This is a genomic window from Bacillus sp. IBL03825, assembly GCF_024712505.1.
GTDB classification, from domain to species: Bacteria; Bacillota; Bacilli; order Bacillales; family Bacillaceae_G; genus Bacillus_A; species Bacillus_A wiedmannii.
The window spans coordinates 4,006,808-4,023,996 of the sequence record NZ_JAMXKE010000001.1; the positions used below are offsets into that span (position 1 = coordinate 4,006,808).

General features: G+C 34.4%; 18 protein-coding genes. 5 read left to right on the plus strand and 13 right to left on the minus strand.

What is annotated here, in order from left to right:
• Window positions 1-198: 198 nt before the first annotated feature.
• The 3 genes from malD to NHG49_RS20385 all read right to left on the minus strand — a co-directional run bounded on the left by malD (window position 199) and on the right by NHG49_RS20385 (window position 3,667).
• Window positions 199-1,041, minus strand: coding sequence for a maltosaccharide ABC transporter permease MalD (gene malD, locus NHG49_RS20375; protein ID WP_064474923.1), 843 nt, complete (start codon window positions 1,039-1,041; stop codon window positions 199-201).
• Complete coding sequence (gene malC / locus NHG49_RS20380; protein ID WP_001194989.1) at window positions 1,042-2,343, minus strand: maltosaccharide ABC transporter permease MalC; 1,302 nt, start codon at window positions 2,341-2,343, stop codon at window positions 1,042-1,044.
• Window positions 2,344-2,407: 64 nt separating this feature from the next.
• Window positions 2,408-3,667: an extracellular solute-binding protein gene (locus NHG49_RS20385; RefSeq protein ID WP_088047234.1), complete on the minus strand. Its 1,260-nt coding sequence runs from the start codon at window positions 3,665-3,667 to the stop codon at window positions 2,408-2,410.
• Window positions 3,668-3,990: 323 nt separating this feature from the next.
• Here NHG49_RS20385 and NHG49_RS20390 point away from each other — a divergent pair, with 323 nt between their 5' ends.
• A complete protein-coding gene (locus NHG49_RS20390; RefSeq protein ID WP_258126469.1) occupies window positions 3,991-5,751 on the plus strand; it encodes an alpha-glycosidase in 1,761 nt (586 codons plus the stop codon).
• A gap of 39 nt (window positions 5,752-5,790) precedes the next feature.
• Here NHG49_RS20390 and malL read toward each other — a convergent pair whose 3' ends face one another.
• On the minus strand, window positions 5,791-7,467 hold the full coding sequence (malL, locus tag NHG49_RS20395; RefSeq protein ID WP_064474920.1) for an oligo-1,6-glucosidase: 1,677 nt from the start codon (window positions 7,465-7,467) through the stop codon (window positions 5,791-5,793).
• Between the two features lie 262 nt (window positions 7,468-7,729).
• On the opposite strand from malL, the gene NHG49_RS20400 reads away from it, so the two are divergent.
• Window positions 7,730-8,830 carry an ABC transporter ATP-binding protein gene (locus NHG49_RS20400; protein WP_064474919.1) on the plus strand — a complete coding sequence of 367 codons (1,101 nt, stop codon included), beginning with the start codon at window positions 7,730-7,732 and terminating at the stop codon, window positions 8,828-8,830.
• 66 nt (window positions 8,831-8,896) lie between these two features.
• Here the strand turns inward: NHG49_RS20400 and NHG49_RS20405 are convergent, their stop codons facing one another.
• The 3 genes from NHG49_RS20405 to NHG49_RS20415 form a co-directional block, all read right to left on the minus strand.
• A complete protein-coding gene (locus NHG49_RS20405) occupies window positions 8,897-9,406 on the minus strand; it encodes an SDR family NAD(P)-dependent oxidoreductase (RefSeq protein WP_064474918.1) in 510 nt (169 codons plus the stop codon).
• A 64-nt stretch (window positions 9,407-9,470) separates the two neighbouring features.
• The gene (locus tag NHG49_RS20410; RefSeq protein WP_000145657.1) at window positions 9,471-9,569 is read right to left on the minus strand and encodes a hypothetical protein; all 99 of its coding nucleotides are present in this window, start codon (window positions 9,567-9,569) and stop codon (window positions 9,471-9,473) included.
• Window positions 9,570-9,750: 181 nt separating this feature from the next.
• Window positions 9,751-10,206 carry an RDD family protein gene (locus NHG49_RS20415; RefSeq protein WP_098092797.1) on the minus strand — a complete coding sequence of 152 codons (456 nt, stop codon included), beginning with the start codon at window positions 10,204-10,206 and terminating at the stop codon, window positions 9,751-9,753.
• 131 nt (window positions 10,207-10,337) lie between these two features.
• Between NHG49_RS20415 and NHG49_RS20420 the strand changes: the two genes are divergently transcribed.
• Complete coding sequence (locus NHG49_RS20420; protein WP_149173468.1) at window positions 10,338-10,769, plus strand: DUF3997 domain-containing protein; 432 nt, start codon at window positions 10,338-10,340, stop codon at window positions 10,767-10,769.
• A gap of 45 nt (window positions 10,770-10,814) precedes the next feature.
• Here NHG49_RS20420 and NHG49_RS20425 read toward each other — a convergent pair whose 3' ends face one another.
• Together NHG49_RS20425 and NHG49_RS20430 are read right to left on the minus strand one after the other, a co-directional pair.
• Entirely contained in the window at window positions 10,815-11,579 is a 765-nt protein-coding gene (locus tag NHG49_RS20425) for a hypothetical protein (protein ID WP_064474916.1), read from the minus strand.
• A 36-nt stretch (window positions 11,580-11,615) separates the two neighbouring features.
• A complete protein-coding gene (locus tag NHG49_RS20430) occupies window positions 11,616-12,344 on the minus strand; it encodes a DUF4184 family protein (RefSeq protein WP_064474915.1) in 729 nt (242 codons plus the stop codon).
• 215 nt (window positions 12,345-12,559) lie between these two features.
• Between NHG49_RS20430 and NHG49_RS20435 the strand changes: the two genes are divergently transcribed.
• Window positions 12,560-13,285 (plus strand): AAA family ATPase, encoded by a 726-nt coding sequence (locus NHG49_RS20435; RefSeq protein ID WP_000567976.1) that lies wholly within the window; start codon window positions 12,560-12,562, stop codon window positions 13,283-13,285.
• Between the two features lie 31 nt (window positions 13,286-13,316).
• Here the strand turns inward: NHG49_RS20435 and NHG49_RS20440 are convergent, their stop codons facing one another.
• The 3 genes from NHG49_RS20440 to NHG49_RS20450 all read right to left on the minus strand — a co-directional run bounded on the left by NHG49_RS20440 (window position 13,317) and on the right by NHG49_RS20450 (window position 15,485).
• Window positions 13,317-14,492, minus strand: coding sequence for an acetyl-CoA C-acetyltransferase (locus tag NHG49_RS20440; protein ID WP_149173467.1), 1,176 nt, complete (start codon window positions 14,490-14,492; stop codon window positions 13,317-13,319).
• A gap of 139 nt (window positions 14,493-14,631) precedes the next feature.
• Window positions 14,632-15,081 (minus strand): NUDIX hydrolase, encoded by a 450-nt coding sequence (locus NHG49_RS20445; protein WP_064474914.1) that lies wholly within the window; start codon window positions 15,079-15,081, stop codon window positions 14,632-14,634.
• Window positions 15,082-15,191: 110 nt separating this feature from the next.
• Complete coding sequence (locus NHG49_RS20450; RefSeq protein ID WP_000288329.1) at window positions 15,192-15,485, minus strand: DUF3928 family protein; 294 nt, start codon at window positions 15,483-15,485, stop codon at window positions 15,192-15,194.
• A 161-nt stretch (window positions 15,486-15,646) separates the two neighbouring features.
• On the opposite strand from NHG49_RS20450, the gene NHG49_RS20455 reads away from it, so the two are divergent.
• Complete coding sequence (locus NHG49_RS20455; RefSeq protein WP_048562415.1) at window positions 15,647-16,264, plus strand: hypothetical protein; 618 nt, start codon at window positions 15,647-15,649, stop codon at window positions 16,262-16,264.
• A 160-nt stretch (window positions 16,265-16,424) separates the two neighbouring features.
• Here the strand turns inward: NHG49_RS20455 and NHG49_RS20460 are convergent, their stop codons facing one another.
• Window positions 16,425-17,189 (minus strand): DUF1129 domain-containing protein, encoded by a 765-nt coding sequence (locus tag NHG49_RS20460; protein ID WP_149173465.1) that lies wholly within the window; start codon window positions 17,187-17,189, stop codon window positions 16,425-16,427.

A 17,189-nucleotide genomic window follows, 5' to 3' on the forward strand; every position in this document is an offset into this window, starting at 1 on the left:
CTTTCATTGATTCTATCTTGTAATACCTATCATATTCTCCCTCTCCATGTATTGTAAGGGATATAGCTCTTTTTTCCTATACTATAATATACTATTTATTTCACTTCTTTGCATATGTGATGTCAAATCTCTTTTCATCTCCCTATAAATTTTTTTATAGGGAGATGAAAAGAAAAATGGGACGTAACGTCCCATTTTTCATCCTTTCGTACCTCCAGCAGTTAAACCAGAGATAAAGTATTTTTGTAGTGATAGGAATAAAATTGAAATTGGGATTGCAATCAATACTGAACCCGCTGCGAACGTTGTAAATTCATTACCAAATTTCTTCGCTACCATTTCATATAACCCAACTGCTAACGTATAATTTTCTGGTGTACGCAAAATAACACTCGCTAAAATGAAATCTGTAAATGGACCAATGAAAGTGAATAATGCCACAACCGCTACGATTGGCTTTGCAAGTGGCATAATGATTTGCCAAAAAATACGGAAATGTCCTGCCCCATCCATACGAGCTGACTCATCCAATTCTTTCGGAATCGTATCAAAATATCCTTTCATAAGCCATGTATTCATTGGAATTGCCCCGCCTACGTAAATTAAAATTAATGCAAGGTGCGTATCGATTAACCCTGTTAACTGTGCTAATACGTATAGAGCGATTAGCGCCGCAAAGTTCGGAATCATTTGCAGAATTAAAAACGTTAATAAACCATTTTTCCTTCCAACAAAACGGTATCTCGAAAATGCATAAGCAGTAAAACTAATTGCTAACACTGAGAAAATCATCGTTATAACACTTACTTTTAACGTGTTTTTATACCATAGTAAATAATTACTATTCTCTAAATCTAATAACTTACGATAATGATCTAACGTTGCATTTTGTGGAATAATACTTGATCCGGATAAACTATCACCTGGATTAAACGATGAGCCAATAATCCATAATAATGGATAGAAAATGATGGCACACATTACGAAAATAACGAAATAACTTAATGAGAGACGTAACATCTTTTGTTTTTTAATATTCATTTACATCATATCCTCTTCTTGGAATGATTTTGTTCTCTTAAATTGCCATAACGCAACTGTAATAACGATTAACGATAATATCATTGTAAGAGCTGCTGCTTTCCCGTACTGCGCCGAAGTCATCGTTAACTTATAAATCCATGAAATTAAAATATCTGTTCCACCTGCGTCTTGTCCAGCTACAGCAGGACCTCCGCCGTTAAATAGATAGATGATACTAAAGTTATTAAAGTTAAACGTATATTGCGTAATTAATATTGGTGCTGTTGCATATAGAACAAGTGGCAATGTAATTTTACGAAACTGTTGCCAAGCTGTAGCTCCATCTACTGTAGCTGCTTCATATAATTCTCCCGGAATCGATTGCAGTATACCTGTCGTCATTGCAAAGACAAATGGGAATCCAAGCCACGTTTGAATCATAATTAAAGCAATCTTCGCCCAAAATGGATCTGTCATCCAAGCAATCTTTTCAATTCCGAATAAAGCCAATACTTGATTGTTAATTGCTCCAAATGTTTCATTAAACATACCAGAGAAAACAAGAATAGATACGAATGCTGGAACTGCCCATGGTAAAATGAAGATTGTTCGAATAATTGCCTTCCCTTTAATACCAGGCTGATTTACGATAATCGCTAAGAAAATACCAAGCGCAACTTGTAATGTCGTTGCAACGAATGTCCAAATGACAGTCCAAGAAAATACACTTAAAAATGTCTCTCTCCACATCGGTAATGTAAAGATATCAATAAAGTTTTTAAATCCTACCCAATCTACTAATTTAGCTGGAGGAGAATGATATAAATCATAGTTCGTAAATCCAATTAAAATTACGAAGATGATTGGAAATACAACTACAAAGATAAGTAATAGAAAACCTGGTGAAACCATTAAATATGGAAAACCTTGATCTAGTAAATTACGGTATTGCTCTTTTACAGAGTTTAACGGTGTTCCTATATCACGTTTCTTCCCATTTTGGTATGCATCATATAAATTAAATGCATATATTCCGAGTCCAAACACGATGACGATAAGTGCCAAGATTCCTTCTACTAATAGAAAGACAGAATGGTCACGTGGAACTTCTGTACCAAGCGTTACAATTCCCCATAATCCCATATTTAATAAATCAGCAAAGGCTACAATAAATGAACCTGTTAATACTAGAAAAATAAGACCTTTTACAAATTGCTTATTATACATTTGGCCCACGCCTGGAATGATAGATAACATGGTTGCCATTTTCCTATGCTTTGAACCGTTTAAACCGTTTGCTGGTTCCATAGATGTTTGCATGTTCCTTCCCCCTTTTTTCTGGGAGAGAATTCGTGCCCCTCATATGAGAGGCACGAATTTCACCTTATTTTTTCTTACTATGATTTGCCTCAATATTACCTTTAATTTGCTTCACTGCATTGTCAAGTGCTGCTTTTGGTGCCTCTTTTTCCGTAACAACTAATTGAAGCGCATCTCCAGCTGGTTTCCATACTTCTTGCATTTCCGGAATGTTTGGCATTGGAATTCCATTTTCAGATTGCGTTGCAACTGCTTTTGCAGCTTCATTATCTTTAATAATTGGATCTTCCATTACTGATTTTACTGGAGGAATTTCTTTTGTTTTCTCAAATCGAATTTTTGCGTTTTCTTCATTTGTTATCCATTCAGTAAACTTTGTAGCTAAATCATTTTGCTTAGAGAAACTTGTTACATGCCATCCTTTAACCCCTACAAATGTTTTCATCGGTTGACCATTTGGTAATTTCGGCATTGGAGCAACACCATAATCAATTCCGTTCTTTTCCATTGCTTGGAACGCCCATGGGCCGTTCATAATAGATGCTGCTTTTCCTTCGTTAAATAGTCCATCAGCAGCAGGTCCACCAGATTCACCGATAATACCTTTCGGGAATAACTTTTCTTTGTACCATTTTTGAAGATATTCAGCACCTTGTACCGCTCCGCTATTATTTAATCCAACATCACTTGCATTTGGCTTTCCATCTTTTTCACCAAATACATAACCACCCATACCTGCCATAAATGCATTAGCAAAGTAGAAGTTATCTCCTAGTGTTAAAAATCCGTATTTGCCATCCTTCGTAAATTCTTTTGAGAAGTTAAACAGCTCGTCCATCGTTTCTGGCGCTTTTGGCATTAATTTTTTATTGTAAATAAAGACTGGTGTCTCAATTGCTTTTGGTAAACCATATAATTTTCCGTTATATTTCTGTGCTTCTATCGATGATTCAGTAAATCTACTCTTTACAGTATCATCAGCTTTCACTTCAGAAAGTAAACCTTCTGTTACTGCGTTTCCAATTTGATCATGTGGTAATGTTACAACATCTGGTCCCGTCCCCGCTGGTCCATCAAGGCGTAACTTCTTCACTTGATCTGTCATTTGCATTTCAACGACTTTTACTTTTACTTTATATTTTTCCTCAAAACTCTTCACTGCTGGTTCTAAACCAACACCTTTTTTATCATCTTCCCAAACGAGAAGATCGTAATCTTTCTTCGCTTTACTTTCTTCTTTTTTCCCTGAATCTTTCGGTCCACATGCAGATAACATACCAATTGATAATGCCGAAACCGTTAATAATGATAATGCTTTCTTCATCCCAAAAACCTCCCTAAATTGTATATGTACCCTAATAATTGAAAACGTTTGCATTAAATAGTTTAATAGAAGCGCAAACAACATCTCAATCTACGAAAACGTTTGCGCTATTTGTCTATCATTATACATTCTTTTATTCATTTTGCAAATATTAATTTTAAAATATTATTACTACACTCTTTATACATTGACTTTATATGAAATGAATACTACTCTTATAAGCAATATTAAAGCTATGCAAAAAGCAATCGTTTGCAACATATACTTTATTATTATACTTAAGGGAACAATATGCATGGAGATATTAAAGGGGGCTTTTCTATATGCTTAAAGAAGCTATTTATCATAGGCCAAAAGATAATTACGCATACGCTTACGATGAAAAAACGATTCACATCCGAATACGTACTAAAAGAGAAGATGTTCAAAGCGCCACTCTTATTTACGGTGATCCTTATGAATGGAAAGAAGGGAAATGGATTACATCAAGTACAGCGATGAAAAAAACTGGTTCTACTGCATTGTTTGATTATTGGTCCATTTCCATCGAGCCTAAATTTAAGCGCTTACGTTATGGATTCGAATTAAAAAATGATATAGAAACGCTTATTTATGCAGAGCGAGGATTTTTTTCCACTATTCCAAATGATGACGTTGGTAACTTTTTCTGTTTGCCATTTATTCATGCAAATGATGTATTTCAAGCACCTTCTTGGATTAAAGACACCGTTTGGTATCAAATTTTCCCAGAACGGTTCGCTAATGGAGATCGTGCACTAAATCCAGAAAACACTCTTCCTTGGGGAAGCGCTGAGCCAACTCCAACTAATTTTTTCGGCGGAGATTTTGCTGGTATTATTCAAAACCTCGATTACCTTGTTAAGCTTGGAATTTCAGGAATATACTTCACACCTATTTTCAAAGCACATTCCAACCATAAATATGACACAATTGACTACATGGAAATCGACCCGCAATTCGGGACGAAAGAAACGTTCAAAGAACTCGTTCAAGCATGTCATACACACGGTATAAAAATAATGCTCGATGCCGTGTTTAATCATAGTGGATACTTTTTCGATAAATTCCAAGACGTACTAGAAAACGGCGAGAAGTCTGCTTATAAAGAGTGGTTCCATATTCATGAATTTCCAATTATAACTGAGCCACTTCCGAATTATGATACTTTCGCGTTTACACCGTATATGCCTAAATTAAATACAGCACACCCAGATGTAAAAGAATACTTACTTGAAGTTGGGCGTTATTGGGTAAGAGAATTTAATATAGACGGTTGGCGCCTTGATGTAGCAAATGAAGTCGACCACAGCTTTTGGAGAGAATTCCGAAGCGAGATAAAAGCATTAAATCCTGAAGTATATATTTTAGGAGAAATTTGGCACGATTCACTTCCATGGCTACAAGGAGATCAATTTGATGCTGTAATGAGCTATCCTGTTACAAACGCTCTGCTGTCTTACTTTGCTAATGATTCCATTAAAGCAAATGAATTTATGAAACAAATTACAGAATCTCTCCATTCCTACTCTATGAATGTAAATGAAGCAGCGTTTCATTTATTAGACAGCCATGATACACCAAGAATATTGACAACATGTAACGGGGATAAAAATAAGTTACAGTTACTTTATATATTCCATCTTTCTTTCATCGGCTCTCCTTGTATTTATTATGGAGACGAAATTGGTATGGACGGCGGTATGGACCCAGATTGTCGCAAATGTATGGTTTGGGATATGAAAGAACAAGATCATCTATTATTTACACATATACAAACATTAATTTCATTACGAAAGCAATATAAAGCATTTGGAGGACATGGTACTTTCCAATTCATCGAAGCAAATGATGAACATAATTATATTTCTTATACGAAAACATATGAAGATGAAACTATCTTTTTCGTTTTAAATCCGACTAATAGTGATGTTACAGCTTCACTCCCTCTCCATGTTACTGGAAAGAAAATCATTAACATTTATACAAACGAAGAATTTTCAGCGGAAGCAAGTGTATTACAGGTTACACTTCCTCCATATGGATTCTCAATCTTAACATGGTAATAAAAAATCCTTATGCCAAGGTGTGGCATAAGGATTTTTTTATTTTAATTTAAATACCATCGCTTCATATGGACGTAATGTCATGTTATCTATCGATCCACTCTCTACGTCGTAATTGTGTATGAATAACTCTGATTCACTATAAATAACGTCCTCAGGCAATTCAAATACACTTTCTTCCGCCGTAAAGTTTGCAATAACAAGAAGTTTTTCTTCTTCATATGTTCTTACGTATGCAAAAATAGAAGGATTATTATCTAATATTAAATCATATGATCCGTACACAACTATTTCATTATTTTTGCGTAGGTCAATTAATTTTTTATAGTAATAAAAAATTGAATCTTTATTTTGGATCGCTTGTTTCACATTGATTTCTTTGTAGTTAGGGTTTACCGTAATCCAAGGCTCACCTGTTGTGAATCCGGCATGATCTTTATCATCCCACTGCATCGGTGTTCTAGCATTATCTCGCCCTTTTATATAAATAGACTGCATCACTTTATCTATATCTTCACCGTGCTCTATCACTTTTTCCTTATACATATTTAATGTTTCAATATCTCGATATTCATCAATCGATTCAAATCGAACATTCGTCATTCCGATTTCTTCTCCTTGATAAATATATGGTGTTCCTTTCATCATATGAAGCACCGTCGCTAACATTTTCGCAGATTTAATGCGATACATTCCATCATTACCAAAACGAGATACAACGCGTGGCTGATCATGGTTATTCCAATACAGGCTATTCCACCCTGTATGCTCTAATGCTTTTTGCCACTTCGTTAAATTCTCTTTTAAAGTAAGGAGTGAACATGGTTTTACATCCCATTTTCCGCCTTCTCCCGAATCTAAATCCATATGTTCAAATTGGAATACCATCTGCAGTTCTTTTCGTTCTTCTCCAGTATACATTTTCGCTTCTTCTGTCGTTACACCAGGCATTTCACCAACCGTCATAATATCATAATGAGACAATACTTCTTCATTCATTTCATGTAAATATTTATGAATGTTTGGACCGTTCATAAAATGCTTATGACCTGAAACATACCCCTCTTCTTCCGTTTCAACAGCTGGTAATCCCTCTTCTTTAGAAATAAAATTAATAACATCCATACGGAAGCCATCAATTCCTTTTTCTAACCAAAACTTCATCATTTCATAAACATCTTGTCTTACCTTTTCATTATCCCAATTTAAATCCGGCTGTTTTTTAGAAAACAAATGTAAATAATATTCATCTGTCATTTCATCATACTTCCATGCAGATCCACTAAAAGCTGCTCCCCAGTTGTTCGGCTCTTTCCCTTCTTTTCCAGGACGCCATATATAGTAATCTCTATATTTATTATCTTTTGATTTACGTGATTCAATAAACCAATTATGTTCATCAGAAGTATGGTTAACAACTAAGTCCATCATAAGTTTCATATTACGTTCATGCATTTCATGTAATAGCTCATCCCAATCTTCCATTGTTCCGAACTCATTCATAATTTTACAATAATCACTTATATCATAACCATTATCATCATTTGGAGATTCATAGACCGGAGATAACCAAATGACATCAATCCCTAATTCTTTTAAGTAATCTAGCTTTGAAATAATTCCACGAAGATCCCCAATACCATCACCGTTACTATCCATAAAGCTACGAGGATAAATTTGATATACTACACTTTCTTTCCACCACTGTTTTTCCATTATGCTACCCCATTTCATTAATAATTCGATTTTCTCTTTTTTAAGGCGCAAACGTTTTCATTAATGAATGATAACAGATTCTATCTTAATTTAAAATAGCGCTTACAACTTTTTATTCTTATTTTTCTAAGAAAACATACGAAAATTACTACTATTCTTCTAATAAATGAAAACGTTTTATTTTTTTGTTTATTTTTTGAATCTATTAGTTTATAATAAACTCAAAGAAAACGTTTGCATAATTTTTCTAGGGGGCAATACCATGGCAGAATTGAAATTAGAAAACATTTATAAAATATATGATAATAACGTAACAGCTGTAACAGATTTTAATTTACACATTCAAGATAAAGAGTTTATCGTATTTGTCGGTCCTTCTGGATGCGGAAAATCTACAACATTACGAATGGTGGCTGGGCTGGAAGATATTTCAAAAGGAGAGTTTTCAATTGATGGTAAGCTAATGAATGATGTCCCTCCAAAAGATCGCGATATCGCAATGGTCTTCCAAAACTATGCTTTATATCCACATATGAGTGTGTATGATAATATGGCATTTGGATTAAAACTTAGAAAAATACCAAAAGATGAAATCGATCGTCGTGTGAAAAATGCAGCAAAAATTTTAGGACTGGAACAATATTTAGATAGAAAACCGAAAGCGTTATCTGGTGGACAACGTCAACGTGTTGCGTTAGGTAGAGCAATTGTTCGAGACGCGAAAGTTTTCTTAATGGATGAGCCTTTATCCAACTTAGACGCTAAATTACGTGTTGCAATGCGCTCAGAAATTTCTAAATTACATCACCGTCTTGGAACGACAACAATTTACGTAACACATGATCAAACAGAAGCAATGACAATGGCTTCACGTCTCGTTGTTATGAAAGACGGAAAGATTCAACAAATCGGAACTCCAAAAGAAGTATATGAAACACCTGAAAATATTTTCGTTGGTGGATTTATTGGCTCACCAGCAATGAATTTCTTCCGTGGTAAATTAACTGAAACCGATTTCGTTATAGATAATTCATTAAAAGTTAAAGTAACTGAAGGAAAAATGAAGATGTTACGTGAACAAGGCTATGTAAATAAGGAAATTGTTTTAGGCATTCGCCCTGAAGACATTCATGATGAACTATTATTTTTAGAAGCTTCACAATCTACTGCCTTCACAACAAAAATCGAAGTTGCTGAGTTACTAGGTGCTGAATCTATTTTATATATGAAACTTGGAGATCAAGATTTTGCAGCACGTGTTGATGCAAGACATACATTTTCACCTGGAGATCAAATTAAACTAGCATTTGATATGAATAAAGCGCATTTCTTTGATAGTCAAACTGAACAACGTATTCGTTAAAAAATAATTTCTCCCTGTATAACATACAAAAAAACCGTCCACATACTTTGAGGGCGGTTTTCATTATTATACGAGGGCTTCTACTGTATGAAATGATTGTCCTTTCGTGCCAATAATACCGAAAATCGGTAAGTCACTCAGCACCACTTCTTCTTGCTGTTTCATAAAAGATGACGTTAATTGTTTTATCTCTATCCAAACGTCATTAATACAAAGTACATTGGAATCGTTCTCTTGTTGGCGAGAAAAAATAGAATCTATTTTATATAAACCAGCATTTTGAAAAAGCATATCAATGCGACTAAATGCATTCAAAGTAATACTGATAACGCGTTGCCAATCTCCTTGCTTTCCCATATCATAGGTTACAAAAAGTGCTTCTCCGCCTAGATTCGTAATTTCCTCCACTGTTGCTTGTCCACTTTCTTGATCAATGTCCGTCACAATTACTTTTGCGCCTTGTTTAGCCAACAAAAGAGCTGTATTACGTCCAATACCGATGCCACCGCCAGTTACGATAGCAACTTTTCCTGCAAGCTTCATTTTCATTACCCCTTCTATAAGTCTTACCGTCATTCAGTATACTCCTTTATGAGATTAGTCTGCAAGCAAGAAAAGTTACTTATTAATTTGTAAGCGATTACTTTTTTACTCCTTCTTTTTTCTTACTATTACGCTGATCGAAAACTAAACCGATGAAAATTAAAATCCCCCAAAAGATTACGCTACCCCCAGTCATTTCAATTTCCCCCTTATTATATAAAGATATTATTTTAATTATTATAACATTTTCTTAATTTTCAATCTATTAAAATCAAAAATGATATGGATTAACTTTTTCTTATTATATATCCTTTAAAATATATTTATATAATAAAAAAAGACCTTCTTATTTTATGTATAAAAAGGTCTCTGTTTTATTATACAAGACTTATCACTTTTGTTTTTGTAATTAAATCTTGAAAACCACAATTATCTTTGCGGAATAACATCATATATACGTTACATAATATCGGAATTCCAAGTAGCACTATGTTCGGTAATAACAATACAAAAAACCTTATAATTAATGTTTGTAATGTTAACTTTTCACTCTTCAATGAAATTAATTTTATTCTCGTTACCTTTTTACCAAGTGTAACACCGTTCCAAATAAAGGGTACCAAAATAAAATATATCGCCATTAATATAAAAACTACTGCGAGATCATATCTATAATCACCAAAACTAATATTAAAGCGATTAAAAATAGCACTATAATTTCCGGTCATAATAGCTACTACTGCACCATACATAACCGAGATTAAAAACATGTCAATTAGGGAAGCACCTATGCGATTCATTACAAGCGCTGGACGATGCATCTTTAACTTCATTTTATGTCGACTCCTTCATATCCTTCTTTACCCGTCTCATCGTACCACTTCTAAAAAACATTGTAAACTAGCGTTTCTCTTACTTTTCTTGTACAATGTGTTACAACAGCATTGTAAAGGAGGTTCCCATATTGAAAAAATGGATAATCCTATTCGTCGCATTCCTATTAGCCGGTTGTGCTGGAAATACAAATCATATAACTTATACGATTAACGATGAATACGAACTCATACGTACTTCTGGAAATGCATTTGAACTTTTCCCAGCACAAGATGCTGTATATGCCACACAATACATTCCTGCAAAAATTGCAGACATAGCTTGGGATGATAAATACATTATTGCAAAACAAATTGAGGAAAAATCAGATCCGAATAACCCTGACGGAGCAATTGCAAATAAAAAAAGTGAGCATTATTGGATTATTGACGTAAAGCATAATAAACGTTTTGGCCCTTATAATGAAAAGCAATTTAATGAACAAAAAGATGCGTTTAAAATTAAGGTACCTTTTCAAAGTGTAGATTCATACATAAAAGAACAGAAAAAACAGTCAGCATAATAGTTTAAGCGCTGACTGTTTTTTCTTACATATTTTTAAAACACCTTACTCAGAAAGTGAGATATTAAAAGTTTGTGCCTCTTTTACAACATCTTGCGTTTCTGTATCTGCTGCGACTACATTATCTGTTGTAAACTTAATATCCTTTACCTTTTCTTTTCCATCATCAAGTATTAAGCCGATAATACCATCTCTTGTTTCACCAGGCTTATAGTCTTCCCTTGATACATTTTTTGTACCAACGAGCGTATCTTCATCATATAAAAAGTTTTGAGTTGCTACTTTAAAATGTTGCTTATCATTAATCGTAACATCATTCATAGAGAAAAATTGCATATTTTTATTTCCGCTATTTTCCACCTTATATGTAATTTCAAGGTAACGAATCGTATCACTAATCTCTGTACCACTTATCGATGCATATAACTCCGCATCTTCTTGGCTTACTTTATCTCCTAATCTACGCTTTACTTCTTCAGGAGTTAATGCCGTAAATACTTTTAATGTATTTTTTGCATCTTTACTCATCTGCGATAAAGAGATTACTTTTACATCTTGTATGTGAATTTTCATTGGTGCTACTTCAAATGTTTGATTTACAGATTGAATCTGTTCTAACTTAAAAGTACCCCACCCTGTTTCTTTCACTTTTTGTCCTACTTTTTTCAGCTCACGCCCACCATATTCTTTTGTTTCAGGAATAGATTCTTTCTTCTTCGGTTCAACTTTCTTTTCTTCTTGATGGAAGCAACCACTTAACATAAGAAGAAAACTACATAAAACAAAAATATTTTTCCATGCTTTCATCATATAATTTCTCCTAACACTATCATTCATTAATATAAATTAGTCCTTTGCTTTGTAGACTATAGAAACAATGAGAAGCCCACAAAACGAACTTGTCAGTCCAGATACTATTATACCCCCTATTTGGAAAATATGAAAATAGGGATTTACAAACGCGTGAACGATAAATACTAGAGCTGCCACGATGATTGCCGAAACCCAATACTTCCTTTTTTCTGAAGCTATCATAATATCTTTCCCTGTTTCATCTTTATACTTCCATAATACGTATAATAGTAATAAGAAACCAACACATGTACTCCCGTGTTGCATATATTTATACACCGGGATACTATGTAATTCCCTTTGTAACAATGGTATTTCCATAACGAAGTAGCCTGTCTTATGAGTAAACGCATCCCAAACGACATGCGTGAGCATACCGAATAAAGCAGAATAGCAAAATACAAAGAAATCCTTCCATGTATGAAGCCCCCACCTCTCATCTACTACATATGTATAGTAGCCAGCAAATGGTTTAGGTAAATGTGTTATAAACGGCTTTTTTAAAATGTGATGATATATGTATGCGAGTAGAAATACAAGCGGTAAATTTAAATATAAGAACCCAAGCCATGTATGGCCAATGACACCATACGGTCTAAAGTGTAAAAAATATTCAAAATCAGGCGCCATACTCCCTAATATAAGAGCCGTTACTGAAATATATTTGGACTGCTTTTTCACAAAAGGAAGGACTGCTGCTGGATGCGCAAATGTAAACGGCATGTTTGAACTCCTTTTCATATCTTCAATAGAATACCATCTATCATAACGAGAGAATTGATCTTGATGCAATATTTATTTTCACATTGGAATATGATAGTTTACATGTTATAATCCACATAAAATATTCAGAAAATAAGGAGAGGTTCACGTGTCATTAACACTTGTATTTACTGTTTTGTTACAATCAAAATCCGTTATGAATTGAGGTTTATATATTGATTGATGTACCCTTTTTAAAAAATGTCACATTAAAAAAAGAAAATATCCCTAGTTTTTCCGCATATCCTTACTGTCTACCCGCTATCCGAACTTTACAATCACTTGCCTTCCACCCAAATGTAACATTCATTATTGGAGAAAACGGAACGGGAAAATCAACATTACTCGAAGCAATTGCAATCGCTTTAGGATTTAATGCAGAAGGTGGAACGAAGAATTTCCGCTTTAGCACAAACGATTCACATTCATCTTTACATGAATACCTTCGAATTTCGAAAAGTTTCAATACACCAAACGATGGTTTCTTTCTTCGCGCTGAATCATTTTATAATGTTGCTTCTTATATTGATGAAATAGATGCTATAAAATCTTATGGAGGTGTTTCACTTCATGAGCAATCCCATGGTGAATCATTTTTCTCCTTATTTATGAATCGTTTTTCAGGACAAGGTTTATACATTTTAGATGAGCCTGAGGCCGCTCTATCACCAATGAGGCAACTTTCCATGCTTATTCGAATGCACGAACTAGCGGAACAAGGTTCACAATTTGTTATCGCGACGCACTCTCCTATTTTAATGGCTTATCCTGAATCCACTATATATTCTTTAACACAAGAAGGGATTCATGAATCCACATTAGAAGAAACCGAGCATTACCAAACGACAAAACTTTTCTTTGAAAATCGTGATCGATTATTTCATCATTTATTTGATTCTTAATAAAAAAGAAGCAGCGATTGCTGCTTCTTTTTTATAGTGCTTCTATAAATAATGCGACCCCAATACCGCCACCGACGCATAGAGAGGCAATTCCTTTTTCTAAACCGCGTCTCTTCAATTCATGAATTAAACTTACAGTAATACGAGCTCCTGTACAACCAATTGGATGTCCAAGTCCTACACCGCTACCGTTTACATTCACTTTTTCACGGTCTAAACCTAATTCTTTCTCTACAGCTAGGTATTGAGCCGCGAAAGCTTCATTAATTTCCAGTAAATCAGCATCTTCTAATGACCAATCTACTTTTTCTAATCCTTTACGAATTGCTGGTGCTGGTCCAATACCCATAATTTTCGGATCTACTCCAGCTACTGAATATCCAACAATTCTAGCTAACGGTTGTAAGCCTTTTTCTTTCGCTTTTTCTTCGCTCATTAATACTAGAACCGCACTTCCATCATTAAGGCCAGATGCATTCCCTGCCGTTACAGATCCATCTTTACGGAAAGCTGGTTTTAATCCTGCTAATTTTTCCGCTGTAATATCTGCGCGTGGATGTTCATCCTTCAAAAATACTATTTCTTTTCTACGTTCTTTTATCGTAATAGGAACAATTTGCTCGTCAAAATATCCAGACTCGATTGCTTGTAGTGCCAATGTATGACTACGAAGCGCAACTTCATCTTGTTCCTCTCTTGTAATTTCATATTGGTCAACTAAATTTTCAGCCGTTTCACCCATCATAATATGGTGAATCGGATCTTCTAGTACTTCCCACACCGTATCACGAATTTCTCCGTGCTGTAGACGTTGTCCCCAGCGGTGCTGTTTTAATGCATAAGGGCTCGAACTCATCGCTTCTACTCCACCTGCAATAACAACATCACTTACACCTAATTGAATTTGCATTGCAGCTGACATAATTGCTTGCATACCTGAAGAACATTGGCGTTGGATTGTATAACCCGTAACTGTGTCAGGAAATCCTGCCGCTAATGCAGCTGTTCTTGCAGTATTTGCTTCATCAGTTCTTTGAATACAATGACCTAAAATTACTTCATCAACTTCGTGTGGTTCTACCCCGCCTCGTTTTACAGCTTCCTGAAGTACAGGAACCGCTAATTCTACTGGCGTTACATTTTTTAGCGCTCCTCCAAAAGTTCCAATTGGCGAACGAACTGCAGCTGTAATAACAACATTATGCATTTTGCACTTGCCCCTCTCTTATGTACCCTAGTCAGTTTTTAGGTGAAATTCCATAAGATGTATGTCTACATCTATCATACTATAAACATACTAAAAAATCAAAATATTTAATATAATAAAAATAGAAGGAATTAACCTTCTATTCTGTTAATGCATATAAAAATTTTTGTAAAATTTTCTCTGTCGTTTCATTCAATTTTGGTAACTTATCTACCGGAAAATATTGAAGCTTCAATCCCTCATGATCAAGCCTTAATTCTCCACTCACATGATGCCCCTGATACAGATGAATAACATTAAAAATTTCATCCCCATTAGGATAACGGAAATATACTTCCTTTCCTGATAAGACACCTAGAAATTGCATTATTTTTGCAGTTAATCCCGTCTCCTCTAATAATTCTCGGCGAGCAGTTTCTTCCGTCGTTTCTCCTAGTTCCATCGCGCCGCCAGGTACACCCCAATCATATGTATCTGAACGATATTGAAGCAATACTTCTTGATTATCATTTAGTATAATTATTGCTGATCCAACGAGAATAAGTGGTCTTGTCCCAACAACTTTGCGTAACTCTTCAATATACCCCATTATGTAAATTCTCCTTTCCTCACCCTCCCTTATCATAACAAAATTTTTCTCCTTTTGTTGATGTAATTTCCAAGAAAAAAAAGGAAGCTTTCGCTTCCTTTTTTCCATTTTTATTTCTTAAAACTTTCATATTTTACAGCTTCAAAAGCTTCTTCAATTTCATCATTACGATAATGAACGTATGTAAAACGCCCTAATTCTACTAATCTTGCTATTTCTTGTAACGCTTTATGTTGCTCATATGTTTCCCCCAGCTTAATATGTACATAAAACTTCATTAATGGATGTTCATATAAAGGTTCTCCCACCTCTACATATACATCTTCCACCCCTTGCACAACTCTTACATAACTTGCAAATTGATAAAGAGCTTCTCTGTCTGAAACGATTTTTAATGTATACATATATTCTCCCCCTTTCCTTTACTATATCAAAAAGATGATCACACTACGTTATAGAACTATGAAATTTTTTCGACTTGTAATAAACAAGGCGTTTATCCATACATAGGGTCTTTTCCCAACATATATTATAGGAAGAATTTTTTTCAGTTGAGGTGTTCCTTATGGATCCATACGTCAATATATGTATTTGCATTACTCCAGGCGCCAATATTTCTGATGACCGTATCGCAAAAGATTTAGCAGTTGCAGAATCAATTTGGCACCCCATTACATTTCAAATTAAAGACGTAATTATTTTAAATGAACTTTTTCGTTTTTCTGACCGTGAAATTAGTTATAAAAATTCTATTCAAAGTCAGGAAAAATTAGCATCCTTTTTCCAAACGTGTGTAAATGAAGCTCCTGAATGCGACCTTTACATTTGTTATATTGGCAGTGATTATTTCAAAGAAACAGCCGTAATTGCCTGCGCTTACTCTTTAGCAAAACAACAGCAACTTACTGGTTATATCGTTTTAACAAACTCGGCTGCCCCCATGAAAAATATATACACGCTCGCTCACGAAGTCGGTCATATTTTATTTACAAGACGTATTCACGGAAAACTTACTCACGCAGATCCTCATTCCCCAACTGGCTCGGAGCACCATCCTTCTCCAACAAATCTTATGTACCCTATCGTACCTCGTCCTGAAAACGTCCATATTCATTCCTTATTAACAAACGAACAAAAAGAGCTCTCTTTACAAAGCTCTTTATTACAAAGAAAAAAACAGTAACTGTCATGTTACTGTTTAAAACAACTTATTTAATCAACAAACCAATTCTCGGCTGCCAAAGGATACACTATACATCTAAGCGTAATCTCTCTTAAAATCAAAATATAGTATTTCTTTGGAAATAATTTATTGTATATCCAGAGCAGCCACTTTTTTTGAACTACTCGTTTATACTTTTTCTCTCTTCAATTTTTAAAGACCATCTCATTAATCCATATATACTTCCATACATAAGTAATATCTTTGCAATTCCCCAAAATACATTTTTTTCTTCTAATCCTTTAAATATAAACATAATCGCTAAAGGAACAAGTAGCACCAAAACACCCATCCAACCAAGAACATACACTTCTCCAACGAAAAGCAATAAAAAGATACTTGCTGCTAATATATATGTTTGCATTGTCGACAATTGCAAAATAGGTGTCCCGTACCATTTATCAATAAACATCAATAATACTAATAATAAAATGGGAACCATTACTATTATGTAAATAATCCCGAACTCTACAAATTTATTTTTAAAAGAAGACATTCTAAACGCAACAATGGTTCCAATAATCGTAATGATTAAGACGATAGGATAGCCAATTAACTGTATATTCGTTAGTATAAATTGCTGATTCGGATTATTAAATAAAATATGAGTTAATATCCAATACCCGCCAATACCAATTATCATGGCAAGAATACTCTTTATACTCCCGCCTTTATCCTTATCCATTTCTTTCGCTAATTCTTCCGCATATTCTTTTGGTGAATCACCGAATATATCGCTTACCGTCTTTCCCTCTTTCTCACCTTCTATTAAATGAAGTTCTGCATCTTCTATAAAAGCGTCCACATCTTCTTCTTTCATTCCTTTTGTTATTAAATACACTTTTGTATCGATTAAAAACTTTTCTCCTTCTTTAGAAATTTGCAT

Coding starts and splice junctions, on each gene's coding strand:
- NHG49_RS20415 (WP_098092797.1), bottom strand. CDS start 10,206: ATGAAGTTAAAGATGCATCGTCCAGCGCTTGTAATGAATCGCATAGGT.
- NHG49_RS20430 (WP_064474915.1), bottom strand. CDS start 12,344: ATGCCGTTTACATTTGCGCATCCAGCAGCAGTCCTTCCTTTTGTGAAA.
- NHG49_RS20425 (WP_064474916.1), bottom strand. CDS start 11,579: ATGATGAAAGCATGGAAAAATATTTTTGTTTTATGTAGTTTTCTTCTT.
- malL (WP_064474920.1), bottom strand. CDS start 7,467: ATGGAAAAACAGTGGTGGAAAGAAAGTGTAGTATATCAAATTTATCCT.
- NHG49_RS20450 (WP_000288329.1), bottom strand. CDS start 15,485: ATGTATACATTAAAAATCGTTTCAGACAGAGAAGCTCTTTATCAATTT.
- NHG49_RS20400 (WP_064474919.1), top strand. CDS start 7,730: ATGGCAGAATTGAAATTAGAAAACATTTATAAAATATATGATAATAAC.
- malC (WP_001194989.1), bottom strand. CDS start 2,343: ATGCAAACATCTATGGAACCAGCAAACGGTTTAAACGGTTCAAAGCAT.
- NHG49_RS20410 (WP_000145657.1), bottom strand. CDS start 9,569: ATGACTGGGGGTAGCGTAATCTTTTGGGGGATTTTAATTTTCATCGGT.
- NHG49_RS20385 (WP_088047234.1), bottom strand. CDS start 3,667: ATGAAGAAAGCATTATCATTATTAACGGTTTCGGCATTATCAATTGGT.
- malD (WP_064474923.1), bottom strand. CDS start 1,041: ATGAATATTAAAAAACAAAAGATGTTACGTCTCTCATTAAGTTATTTC.
- NHG49_RS20440 (WP_149173467.1), bottom strand. CDS start 14,492: ATGCATAATGTTGTTATTACAGCTGCAGTTCGTTCGCCAATTGGAACT.
- NHG49_RS20390 (WP_258126469.1), top strand. CDS start 3,991: ATGCTTAAAGAAGCTATTTATCATAGGCCAAAAGATAATTACGCATAC.
- NHG49_RS20445 (WP_064474914.1), bottom strand. CDS start 15,081: ATGGGGTATATTGAAGAGTTACGCAAAGTTGTTGGGACAAGACCACTT.
- NHG49_RS20405 (WP_064474918.1), bottom strand. CDS start 9,406: ATGACGGTAAGACTTATAGAAGGGGTAATGAAAATGAAGCTTGCAGGA.
- NHG49_RS20460 (WP_149173465.1), bottom strand. CDS start 17,189: ATGCAAATTTCTAAAGAAGGAGAAAAGTTTTTAATCGATACAAAAGTG.
- NHG49_RS20455 (WP_048562415.1), top strand. CDS start 15,647: ATGGATCCATACGTCAATATATGTATTTGCATTACTCCAGGCGCCAAT.